Source organism: Novosphingobium sp. CCH12-A3, assembly GCF_001556015.1.
Classification (GTDB): Bacteria; Pseudomonadota; Alphaproteobacteria; order Sphingomonadales; family Sphingomonadaceae; genus Novosphingobium; species Novosphingobium subterraneum.
Genome location: NZ_LSIA01000005.1, coordinates 1 through 11,030, shown reverse-complemented (window position 1 = coordinate 11,030; position 11,030 = coordinate 1). Strand labels below are relative to the sequence as shown.

The following is an 11,030-nucleotide window of genomic DNA, read 5'->3' as shown; positions in this document are numbered from 1 at the left end:
GGCGGATCGGGCAATCAGATCATGGGGGGCATGCCCCCCATGATCTGATGATCAAGCAGGCGGCATGAACGACAACCGGGATTAGCTTAACTCAGCCGCCAAACTGTCCAAGAAGGCGAGACCACCTCACTCAATCGTCAGTCGGCATCGGAGGGGTGACAGTTCCATGGTGACTCATTGTCATTGGGCTCATCGTTCTGGTAGCTGTTCTCCGAGGTAAAAGGAGAGGCTTCCATCGTGATAGGGGATGTGTCGGTTGTTCGCTTGGGTGCGTAGACATGTGCGACTGATCGTCGCTTTTTATGACCAGCTTTATGACTTCGGCTTATTTTTCTGCCAGAGGCTAATAACTGCAGAAAGTTGTCGGACTCCTGCTCCTTCTCGCTCAGTGCTTCGTAGCCTCTTGCCATCATGCAGGGGGAGGAGCGAGGCGGGTTGCGGGCCACCCCCAATAATTCCAATCCCTGGCGCATGACCAACCCGTACCACCCGCCGGCAAAGCGCTCGGTCGAGATTGCCGGACACAAGACTTCGATCAGCCTCGAGCCGATGTTCTGGGACATGCTGCGCGAAGCTGCTGCCGCCGAGGGCATGCCGATCAATGCGCTGGTTGCGCGGATCGATGCCGAGAGGATCAGGGTGGAAGTGGCGCCAGGGCTCGCCGGCGCAATCAGGCTGTGGCTCGTGGCGCGTCTGCGCAGTCAGCTTGCGGACGGCATGGGCGCTTCCTGAACGGGAACCGTGGCTTCCGGCAGGGCAGGCTGCGCGCGGGCATCGAGCATCTCGGCCGCAGCATCCAGTGCCTTTGCGTCATCCCGCGATACGCCGCCGGGCTTCTCGTCCTCGCCTGGACCGCACGCACTGACAAGGCCGACCAGTGCAGCGATGGCGAATATGCGGAATGTGTCGCGGGGCGTCGCCATGGCTAAGGTTGCGGGGGCTAAGGTTGCGGGCGGCGCGTGAGCGCGTCGCCCGCTTGTGTCTTTACTGCGCCGGGGTCTGCGGATCTTCGCCTTCATCAGCCGCAGCCTGTGCCGCGGCTGCCACCGCTGCCGCATTGTTGGCAGTATCGCGCACGGCGTTGGCTTCGGCATCCGCTGCTGCCGAAGCATCAACCACAGGTGCCATCGGAGCCGCTGCAGCCGAAGGCTCCATTGCCGGCAGTTCGTCTGCGGGCATTTCCACCGTGTCCTCGGCAGCTGCTTCGGATGCATCGTCGGACTTGCCGCATGCCGAAAGGGCAAGGGCTGCTGAGGCGACGATCGCGAGGCTTGCGTACTTCTTCATCGAATTCCCTCTCTGGGCTGTTTCTGGGCTGTTCGCGGACGGAACTCCGCCCGGCGTGAAGCCGAACGAGGCTGTTCTATAAGTGGCCAGAGGCTAAGGCAAATGCATCCTGTGCGCAAAATAGGCAGGCACTGGAAAAACTATAACAATTGATATAACAAAAGCCTTATATCAATTGACAGGCATAAAGGTTTCTTTATATGAAGCCCCACATGAACCTTGAAAATGCCATTCGCGCGCTCGACGACCCGACGCGCCTGCGCATCCTGCGCCTCCTTGCCAGCATGGAGCTGGCGGTGGGCGAAGTCGCGCAAGTGCTGGGGCAAAGCCAGCCGCGCGTGTCGCGCCATATCAAGATCCTGTGCGATTCGGGCTTGGCCGAGCGTCGCAAGGAAGGCGCCTGGGTGTTCCTGCGCAGCTCGATCTCGGAAAGCTCGGACAGACCGCTGGCCGCTGCGATCGCACGGCTGCTCGCCGTGGCCGAGCACGAGGACACCGCCTTCGGCCGTCGCTGCGCCGAAGACCGCCAGCACCTCGACGCGATCCGCGCCTCGCGCGAATCCCACGCTCTCGACTGGTTTTCGCGCCATGCCGAAGAGTGGGACGAGTTGCGCTCGCTCCATATCGAAGATGGCCCGGTAGAAGCCGCGCTGACCGAGATGCTGCTCGATCTTGCAGGCGAGGCAACGCCATCCCAAGGCAGATTGGGCCGCGTGCTCGATGTCGGGACCGGCACCGGCCGCATCGCCGAACTGCTGGCACCGCATGCCAGCCACGTCGTCGCCTTCGACAAGAGCCACGACATGCTGCGCATTGCCCGCGCCCGGCTCCAGCACTTGCGCGCCGACAGTGTCGAGCTGGTGCAAGGCGATTTCGCGCAGATCCCGTTCGCCGCGCGCAGCTTCGACACGGTGCTGTTCCACCAGGTCCTGCACTATGCCCAGGCACCCGAAGCCGTGCTGGCGGGCGCTGCCCGCGTCACCGCGCCGGGCGGCCGCATCGCCATCGTCGATTTCGCCGCGCACGATCGCGAAGACCTGCGCCAGACCCACGCCCACGCCCGCCTCGGCTTCTCCGATGCCCAGATCGAGGCGATGCTGCGCGATGCCGGTTTCGTGCCCCACGAAACCCGCGCGCTCGCGGGTCATGAACTCGTCGTCAAGCTCTGGACCGGCACGCGCCGGGAAGACAGCGTGGCGCAACTTGAACCACGGCAAAGCCGGAAAGCCCCATGAACGCCAGCTACGATCAACCCACCTACGACAAATTGCGCGAAGCCCGCACTGCGCTCGACACCCCGCTTTTCGCCGGGCTGCCGGGCGACATCAACGTATCGTTCGAATTCTTCCCGCCGAAGACGGACGCGCTGATGGCGCAGCTGTGGGACGTGGTCGAAACGCTGGGGCCGCTGCAGCCGAAGTTCGTATCGGTAACTTATGGCGCCGGCGGCTCGACCCGGGACCGCACCCACGGCACTGTCGCCCGCATCATCAGGGAAGCTCGCCTTCCCGCCGCAGCGCACCTGACCTGCGTTGATGCCAGCAAGGCCGAGATCCGCGAAGTGGCCGAAAGCTACTGGGAAGCCGGCGTGCGCCATATCGTTGCCCTGCGTGGCGACATGGGCGCCCCCGGCGTGCCGTTCACGCCGCACCCGGATGGCTATGCCAACGCTGCAGAGCTGGTGGCCGGCCTGAAGCAGATCGCGCCATTCGAGATTTCGGTGGCCGCCTATCCGGAATCGCACCCGGATTCGCCGAGCAGCCAAGCCGACATCGACAACCTCAAGCGCAAGCTTGATGCTGGCGCCACCCGTGCGATCAGCCAGTTCTTCTTCGAACCCGAAACCTTCTTCCGCTTCCGCGACAAGCTGGCGGCAGCGGGCATCGACGCACCGGTCCTGCCCGGCATCCTGCCCGTCTCCAACGTTGCTCAGACGCGCAAGTTCGCCGCGGCCTGTGGCGCCGCGATCCCGGCCTGGATGGACGGCCTGTTCGAAGGGCTGGACACCCACCCCGCCTCGCGCCAGCTCGTCGCCGCGACCATCGCGGCCGAATTCTGCCGCCGCCTCTATGCCGGCGGAGTGCGCGATTTCCACTTCTACACCCTCAACCGCGCCGAACTGTCCTACGCGATCTGCCACCTGCTTGGCCTTCGTCCCAAGGCTCCGGCGCTGGAGAAAGCCGCGTGACCTTGCTTCCTTCCGCCGCCCGCACCGCTTTCCTTGAGCAGGCTGCCAAGCGTATCCTGATCACCGATGGCGCGTTCGGCACCGAGATCCAGAACTTCAGGCTGTCCGAGGCGGACTATGCCGGAACGCTGGGCCTGGCCAAGGACCAGAAGGGCAACAACGACATCCTGGCGCTGACCGCTCCGCAAGTGCCGGAATCGATCCACCGCGCCTATTTCGAAGCCGGGGCCGACATTGCCGAGACCAACACCTTCAGCGCCAACCGCATCAGCCAGGCTGACTATGCCGCCGAACATCTGGTGCGCGAGATCAACGTGGAATCGGCAAGGCTCGCCCGCCGAGTGGCCGATGAGTTCACTGCAAAGGATGCCGAAAAGGGTATAAAGCGTCCCCGTTTCGTCGCCGGTGCCATCGGCCCCACGAACAAGACTCTTTCGCTTAGCCCCGACGTCAACGATCCCGGCTTCCGCGAGATCGACTGGGACCACCTCGTCGACGTCTATGCCGAGCAGGTCCATGCCCTTGTCGAAGGCGGCGCGGACTTCATCCTGATCGAGACGGTGTTCGATACCCTCAACGCCAAGGCCGGCGTCATGTCGGTGCGCCAGGTCGAGAAGGAACTCGGTCGCGAGATCCCGATCATGATGTCGATGACGCTGACCGACCTTTCGGGCCGCAACCTTTCGGGCCACACGGTCGAGGCATTCTGGTACGCGATCCGCCATGCCAAGCCGCTCACCATTGGCCTCAACTGCTCGTTCGGCGCCACCCAGCTGCGCCCGCACGTGAAGGCGCTGTCGGAAATCGCCGACACGCTGATCATGGTCTATCCCAACGCCGGCCTGCCGAACGAGCTCGGCGAATATGACGAGATGCCGCAGACCACGGCGGGCCTCGTCAAGGAATGGGCAACCCAAGGCCAGGTCAACGTGCTCGGCGGCTGCTGTGGTTCCACGCCGGCTCACATCGCCGCAATGGCGCAGGCGGTGCAAGCCCTGCCGCCCCGCAAGATGGCCGTGCCTGCCACCGTTACCCGCCTCGCCGGGCTTGAACCTTTTGTTATGGCTGCCTGATTTCCATGACCGATACATTTACCGGCTCGCGTTTCGTCAACGTCGGCGAGCGCACCAACGTTACCGGCTCGGCCGCGTTCAAGAAGCTGATCCTTGCCGGCGACTATGCCAAGGCCGTCGAAGTCGCGCGCCAGCAGGTCGAGAACGGCGCGCAGGTGATCGACGTCAACATGGACGAGGGCCTGCTCGACGCGGTCGAGGCGATGACCACTTTCCTCAAGCTGATCGCTGCGGAGCCCGACATCGCTCGCGTGCCGGTGATGATCGACAGCTCGAAGTGGGAAGTCATCGAAGCAGGTCTCAAGTGCGTTTCGGGCAAGCCGATCGTCAATTCGATCAGCATGAAGGAGGGGGAGGACGCGTTCCTTCACCACGCCCGCCTGTGCATGGATTATGGCGCCGCCGTCGTCGTCATGGCCTTCGACGAGAAGGGGCAGGCCGACACGAAGGACCGCAAGGTCGAAATCTGCGAACGCGCCTACTTGGCTCTGACCGGCATCGGCTTCCCGCCTGAAGACATCATCTTCGATCCCAACGTCTTTGCCGTCGCTACCGGCATCGAGGAGCATGACAACTACGGGCTCGACTTCATCGAAGCCACGCGCGAGATCAAGGCGCGCTGCCCGCACGTCCACATCTCGGGCGGCTTGTCCAACCTCTCGTTCAGCTTCCGCGGCAACGAGACGGTGCGCCGCGCCATGCACTCGGTGTTCCTTTACCACGCCATTCCGGCGGGCATGGACATGGCCATCGTCAACGCCGGCCAGCTCGACATCTACGACCAGATCGACCCCATTCTGCGCGAGGCTTGCGAGGACGTGGTGCTCAACCGCGCGCCTGCCGCAGGCGGTGACCAGACCGCGACCGAGCGCCTGATCGAGCTTGCCGAAAGCTACAAGGGCAAGGACAAGGTCGCCGATAAGGAGGCCGAGGAATGGCGCGGCTGGGACGTCGTCCGCCGCCTCGAACACGCACTGGTCAAAGGTATCGACGCTTTCGTCGTGGAGGATACTGAGGAAGCCCGCGCTGCCATCGCTGCACGGGGCGGTCGCCCGATCGAGGTGATCGAAGGCCCGCTGATGGAAGGCATGAACACGGTCGGCGACCTGTTCGGCTCAGGAAAAATGTTCCTGCCGCAGGTGGTGAAATCGGCACGCGTGATGAAGAAGGCGGTTGCCCACCTTATCCCGTTCATCGAGGCGGAGAAGGAAGAGGGCGCCAAGGCGAAAGGCCGGATCATCATGGCTACCGTCAAGGGCGACGTTCACGATATCGGCAAGAACATCGTCGGCGTGGTCCTGCAGTGCAACGGCTATGAAGTGATCGACCTGGGCGTGATGGTGCCGTGGACGACGATCCTCGACGTCGCGCAGAAGGAACAGGTCGACATGATCGGGCTGTCCGGCCTGATCACGCCATCGCTCGACGAGATGGTCACCGTGGCGGAGGAAATGCAGCGTGCCGGGATGACCATCCCGCTGCTGATCGGTGGGGCGACGACCAGCAAGGTCCACACCGCGCTGCGCATCGACCCGGCCTACGATGGCCCGGTCGTCCACGTGCTTGACGCCAGCCGCGCCGTTGGCGTCGCTTCGCAGCTCCTGTCCGATACGCAGGCGCAGGGCTTCATCAAGGCCACCGCCGCCGATTACCAGCACGTGCGCGATGCGCGTGCAGGCAAGGGCGCATCGAAGCTGCTCAGCCTCGAAGACGCGCGCCTGAATGCCTTCGCGCCGGACTTCTCGGAAAAGGCCCCGCCACCCGAACAGCCCGGACGCCACGTGTTCGAGGACTGGGACCTTACCGATCTGGTCGAATGCTTCGACTGGACACCGTTCTTCCGCTCGTGGGAACTGGCAGGCACCTATCCTGCGATTCTTGAAGATGAAGTGGTCGGCGAAAGCGCGCGCAATCTCTATGCCGACGCCCGCGCGATGCTTGAAAAGATCATCGCCGAGAAGTGGCTGACGGCCAGGGGCGTCGCCCAGTTCTGGCCCTGCGCGAGGCACGGTGACGACGTCATCCTGCACCCGAACGACGACGAGCTCTCGGTGCGCCTGCCGTTCCTGCGCCAGCAGTTCATCAAGAGCCGCGGCCCAAATGGACAGGGGAGGGCCAACTTCTGCCTCGCAGATTTCATCGACCCTGCGGGCGACTGGATCGGTGGTTTCGCCGTCGGAATCCACGGCATCGACGAACACCTCGCCCGCTTCAAGACCGACAACGACGACTATTCGGACATCCTGCTGAAGGCCCTGGCCGACCGCTTTGCCGAAGCCTTTGCCGAACGCCTGCACCAGTACGTCCGCACCACGCTGTGGGCCTATGCCCCAGGCGAGCAGCTGACCAACGAAGCACTCATCCGCGAGCAGTACCGCGGCATCCGCCCGGCGCCCGGCTATCCTGCCTGTCCGGACCACACGCTCAAGCCGATCCTGTTCGACCTGCTCGATGCCACCAACACGGCAGGCATCACGCTGACCGAATCGCAGGCGATGCTGCCGACCTCGGCGGTATCGGGCTTCTACTTCTCCCACCCCGAAAGCCAGTACTTCGGTGTCGCGACCATCGGCCGCGACCAGCTCGAAGACTATGCCGGCCGACGCGGCTGGGACGTGTCCGTCATGGAGCGCTGGCTCCGGCCCAATCTGGACTGACACGCCCCTCCCCTGCATTCATGGCACATGGCTGCTCTCGAAAGTCACCGATCGCTTGGGCACTGCCATGACCTTCCAGCGTCGCCTAGGGTCTGAGCGCGCCCCCGAAACAGGGCCTGTGACAGAACGCAGCGAGCAGGACTTGGCTCGGGACCTTCTGCCCCGACCTTCACGCGAAAGGCACGGATTATAAAGTTGACCGGGCAAGACTGCCTGTGGTGCCATGCAGGCAAAGGGGAACGCTGCTATGCTGGATGGGGCCATTACGCCAGTCACCGTTTTCAACCAGAGGTATGCCAGCGGGAGCGATGGAGACCGCGCTGGACAAGGCACTGCTGATACCGAGCAGACAGCCTACAAGCGGCTGATCAACTGCGAGCTGACTCGCCAGGTCATTCCTCTGGCCCACATGGCCGACCGGCTGGGCGTCTTGCGGACAAAGCTCCATAAGGTGCTGCGGCAAGGCGCTCATCTTGACGAAAAGCTGCGGCTGCGATTGTTCGAACAATTGCAGATTGACCAAACGCGGGCAACAATTGCTGTTTCCCTGCTGAGGAGCCACCTTGCCTATTACGATCAGGCTGTCTTCCTTGCAGCAGAAGGCCTCAAAGGTCTCTATTGCGAGGCGCGTTTGGCAAATCAGGGAACAATCCAGATCGATCTGCAACCAGCCATCATCCATACGGCCGCGGGTCGGACGTACGCCATGCTGATGGTCCATCAGGCCCGAGTCCTCGAGGCCAATCAGACCCTGTTCTGCTGATGCAGGACCCCAGCACCAAGCTCGATCTGCCCAGCACGATCCACCCAGCGTAGCAGTCTTGTCGTTGCAGGGCGCAAAGACCGGATCCCGGACCAAGAACAGGTTGAGGACGCGTCCATGTCCCTGATTCCTGGCGCAGGCCGGGCAAGCGGCCTGTCGGGATTCTCGAATGGCACTGCAGTCTTGCCGAGGCGCATTTGCTGGTTTCGGGCGATGCAAGAGTCGCGCGGCTGGCTCGGAGAGGCATGCCGCGACGTCTCGCGGCATATCACAGGAACGAGCACCGCCAGTAACGAACCGTGTCGAAGTCCGCGGCCTTGATGCGGGGCTTCAAAAGCATTGCTTCCTGACGTAAGATCTGCAGGAACTGGAATTGGTCTCTGCCCAACTGCGCACCGGGTGCTAGCCAGCAAACTCAGATATGTCGCCTCTTTCGTGTTCCTCTCGCGGCTCTGCCATGACACATTCTGGAAGGAGCCACCCTGTGAGCCGTCAAACGAAACGCAATGCCGGACAATTCGATACGGAGCTTCTCAAGCTCGCGTTTGCAGCCGTCCGCGACCAGCCTGTTGCTGTCCAGCGCGCGGTAACCAGGCAAATCGAGGACTGCACCTTGCGCCTCACGATCGAAGGCAAGGAAGTTGAAGCCGAAGCGCTCTGCAGGTTCGTCTCATCCATCTTGCCCGGCAGCTTTTCCGATGCGCGCGACACGGCCACCCCGAACCGTCCTGTGGCTGAAGCGGCGCCTCCCTCGGCAAGCCCGGTCGGCACGTTCTTCCGGTAGAGACACGCGCCCGCGCAGTGCCCAGGAGCCCACTCCGGCAAGCCGTGAAGAACGTTGCGTTCGTCCTGGCGTTATCACGCAGCCTGCAGAAGCGGCGCAGACGCGCTGACGGCCGCGGGGTGGCTGCGCAAACGGCGAACGAGCCCGTCCAGGTCCTGCGCCTCCCTGATGAGGGCCCTGGCTGCCGCGTCTGATTGCTCGGCCATGGCTGCATTATGCTGCGTCACCTCGGCAATCGCCTGAGACGCGCACTTTACAGTGCTAAGCGAATGCGTCTGCTCCCCCATGCTGGCAACAATCGTCCGGACATTTTCAGCCACCATGCCCATGCCTGCCACGATCCGCTCGAGCGCCGCGCCGGTTTGGCCGACCAGGAGCACGCAGGAGCGAATCTCGTCGCCTGAAGCGGCAATCACGGTCCTGATGTCGGCAGCAGCATCGCCTGCACGTTGCGCCAGAGACCTGACCTCGCTGGCAACGACAGCAAAGCCCCTGCCGGCCTCGCCCGCGCGGGCTGCTTCCACGCCAGCATTGAGCGCGAGGAGATTCGTCTGGAAGGCAATTCCGTCGATCAGGCTCACGATCTTCTCGATGTCGCTGGAGGACTTTTCCAGGGCATGAACAGCATCGACGGCCTCGGCGGCGACAGTGCCGCCCTGCACCGCCTCTTCGTGCGCCCGCGATACGTTCAGCCGGATCTCGCCAGCCAGGCTTTCGCTTGTCTCCAGCATTGCAAGGACATTTCCAAGTGCTTCGAGGTTGCCCTCGACGCTGCCTGCCTGCGCCACATTTCTATGCGCAAGGTCGCTCGATGCCGCACCGATCTGCTCTGCCGCGATCGCGACCCGGCCTGCCGAGCTGGACACTTCTCCGACAACTTTCCCCAAAGTTTCAAGGCTCACGTTGAATGTACTGCGCAAGCTCTCGAACTCCGGGGCAAAGGCTTCGCGAAGCCGATGGTCAAAGTCTCCTCTCGCCAGCGCGTCCAGACCGCATGAAACACTCGCAACGACTTTGCGCACTTCTGCCTCCACCGCTCGCTGGTGCTGGGCTGCAATTCGGAAACTCTCGATAGCACGGGTCATGTCGCCCACCTCGTCGTCGCGGTGAAGCTGGGAGCGTCCCGCTTCCAGATCGCCTTCGGCCATGGTGCGCATCGTCCGCGCCGCTGCAAGCATCGGGTCGAGCGCACTCGACATGAGCCTGTGCAGGCCAAAGCCGACTAGGGCCATTGCGCTCAGGGCAACCAGGCCAAGCAGGCCAAGGACAGTCTGCACCGTTCCCAGTGCTTCCTCTTCAGCAAGGGCGTTGCGGCGGATGCTTTCCTGGGACAAGGCTTGGATGGCAGTGCGATGTGCATCAAAAATGCGTCAGCCTTGCGATAGACCCTTGCTGCAGCTTCCATGTCGCCCCGCTCGACCGCAGGCAGCAGTTCCGTGTCGACAAGTTGCCAGAAGCGGTCCGCCTGCATCATAGCGTCTTTCTCATGACGCTGCTTGAGATCGCCATCAAGCTCGCTGGCCGCCCAGTATCGCGAGCGGTCGTGATAGACCCTTTCAAGCTCGGCAAGCCGGTGGCGGCGCAGGTCAAGCGATGCGGGATCCTGCACGATCCTGGTGACTTCCAGCATGGGTTCGATGACATACTGCGGTGGAGGCAGGATATCTGCGAGGTACTCGCCGGTCAGTTTCTGCCTCTCGTGCAAAGGTCCGCCCAAGCGAATCTGTGACATGCCGAACGCTGCAAATGCTGAAAGAGCCAGAAGAGCACAGATGACGAACGTGCCACCCCTGCGCACTGTTTGCCTGATCATGTCCAGACCCCCCGTGTCTGATTTCGCGTGAGTTGGTAGACTGCAAAGGGCCACGAAAATGATTGCTGGCCCTTCCCGGCAAACACGAGGTGTTATAGCCTGGCCACATTAAGGCCCTAAGTTTGCTGCCCCGAACAAACTTGACGCTGTACAAAGTGTTACAAGGCCAGACATTGCAGAAAAGATTAACGCTATCTGGGTGACCGACAGAATTGCCGCAGACGTACGACATCATCGAGTTTGGAGGGTGGCCCGCACAGGCAGGCGATCTTGACACCGGCGGCACAACCAACAGCAAGCAACCGTGCCGCCCTCCCTCCACAGCGCTTACCGCGCCTCACGATCTAAATGCTTGCGCTTGCCTTTCCCAAAGTGGCTCGACAGCGGAAGGCCTGAAAAGCTGTCGGGCGGGCTCTGTTGCAAAAATCGTGAAGCTTGAGCATGCTTGGCGGAGATTGGACGGAC

The 11,030-nt window shown here is 62.7% G+C and carries 11 protein-coding genes; 7 read left to right on the top strand and 4 right to left on the bottom strand.

Translation table 11 applies throughout. From position 1 onward, the window contains the following. Positions 1 to 471: 471 nt before the first annotated feature. Complete coding sequence (locus AX703_RS00130) at positions 472 to 732, top strand: ribbon-helix-helix domain-containing protein (protein ID WP_062341740.1); 261 nt, start codon at positions 472 to 474, stop codon at positions 730 to 732. Here AX703_RS00130 and AX703_RS00125 read toward each other — a convergent pair. Beyond that, positions 702 to 923 (bottom strand): hypothetical protein, encoded by a 222-nt coding sequence (locus AX703_RS00125; RefSeq protein ID WP_062341738.1) that lies wholly within the window; start codon positions 921 to 923, stop codon positions 702 to 704. The genes AX703_RS00130 and AX703_RS00125 overlap by 31 nt on opposite strands. A gap of 61 nt (positions 924 to 984) precedes the next feature. Next, positions 985 to 1,287: a hypothetical protein gene (locus tag AX703_RS00120; protein ID WP_039335329.1), complete on the bottom strand. Its 303-nt coding sequence runs from the start codon at positions 1,285 to 1,287 to the stop codon at positions 985 to 987. A gap of 212 nt (positions 1,288 to 1,499) precedes the next feature. Here AX703_RS00120 and AX703_RS00115 point away from each other — a divergent pair, with 212 nt between their 5' ends. From AX703_RS00115 to AX703_RS00090, 6 genes are all read left to right on the top strand, one after another. Then, positions 1,500 to 2,522, top strand: a complete 1,023-nt coding sequence (locus AX703_RS00115; RefSeq protein ID WP_156135800.1) for a metalloregulator ArsR/SmtB family transcription factor — start codon at positions 1,500 to 1,502, stop codon at positions 2,520 to 2,522. Beyond that, positions 2,519 to 3,475 carry a methylenetetrahydrofolate reductase [NAD(P)H] gene (gene metF, locus AX703_RS00110; RefSeq protein WP_062341737.1) on the top strand — a complete coding sequence of 319 codons (957 nt, stop codon included), beginning with the start codon at positions 2,519 to 2,521 and terminating at the stop codon, positions 3,473 to 3,475. The genes AX703_RS00115 and metF overlap by 4 nt, the downstream gene beginning before the upstream one ends. Then, positions 3,472 to 4,548, top strand: a complete 1,077-nt coding sequence (locus AX703_RS00105; protein ID WP_062341735.1) for a homocysteine S-methyltransferase family protein — start codon at positions 3,472 to 3,474, stop codon at positions 4,546 to 4,548. Before metF ends, AX703_RS00105 begins: the two co-directional genes overlap by 4 nt. A gap of 5 nt (positions 4,549 to 4,553) precedes the next feature. Further along, positions 4,554 to 7,205: a methionine synthase gene (metH, locus tag AX703_RS00100; protein ID WP_062341733.1), complete on the top strand. Its 2,652-nt coding sequence runs from the start codon at positions 4,554 to 4,556 to the stop codon at positions 7,203 to 7,205. Positions 7,206 to 7,452: 247 nt separating this feature from the next. Beyond that, complete coding sequence (locus tag AX703_RS00095) at positions 7,453 to 7,968, top strand: hypothetical protein (RefSeq protein WP_039335317.1); 516 nt, start codon at positions 7,453 to 7,455, stop codon at positions 7,966 to 7,968. Positions 7,969 to 8,452: 484 nt separating this feature from the next. Continuing rightward, on the top strand, positions 8,453 to 8,752 hold the full coding sequence (locus AX703_RS00090) for a hypothetical protein (protein WP_039335315.1): 300 nt from the start codon (positions 8,453 to 8,455) through the stop codon (positions 8,750 to 8,752). Between the two features lie 74 nt (positions 8,753 to 8,826). On the opposite strand, the gene AX703_RS28765 is transcribed toward AX703_RS00090, so the two are convergent. Further along, positions 8,827 to 10,086, bottom strand: coding sequence for a methyl-accepting chemotaxis protein (locus AX703_RS28765; RefSeq protein ID WP_197423566.1), 1,260 nt, complete (start codon positions 10,084 to 10,086; stop codon positions 8,827 to 8,829). After that, entirely contained in the window at positions 9,990 to 10,484 is a 495-nt protein-coding gene (locus tag AX703_RS00080) for a hypothetical protein (RefSeq protein ID WP_156451851.1), read from the bottom strand. The genes AX703_RS28765 and AX703_RS00080 overlap by 97 nt, the downstream gene beginning before the upstream one ends. Between the last annotated feature and the right edge of the window lie 546 nt (positions 10,485 to 11,030).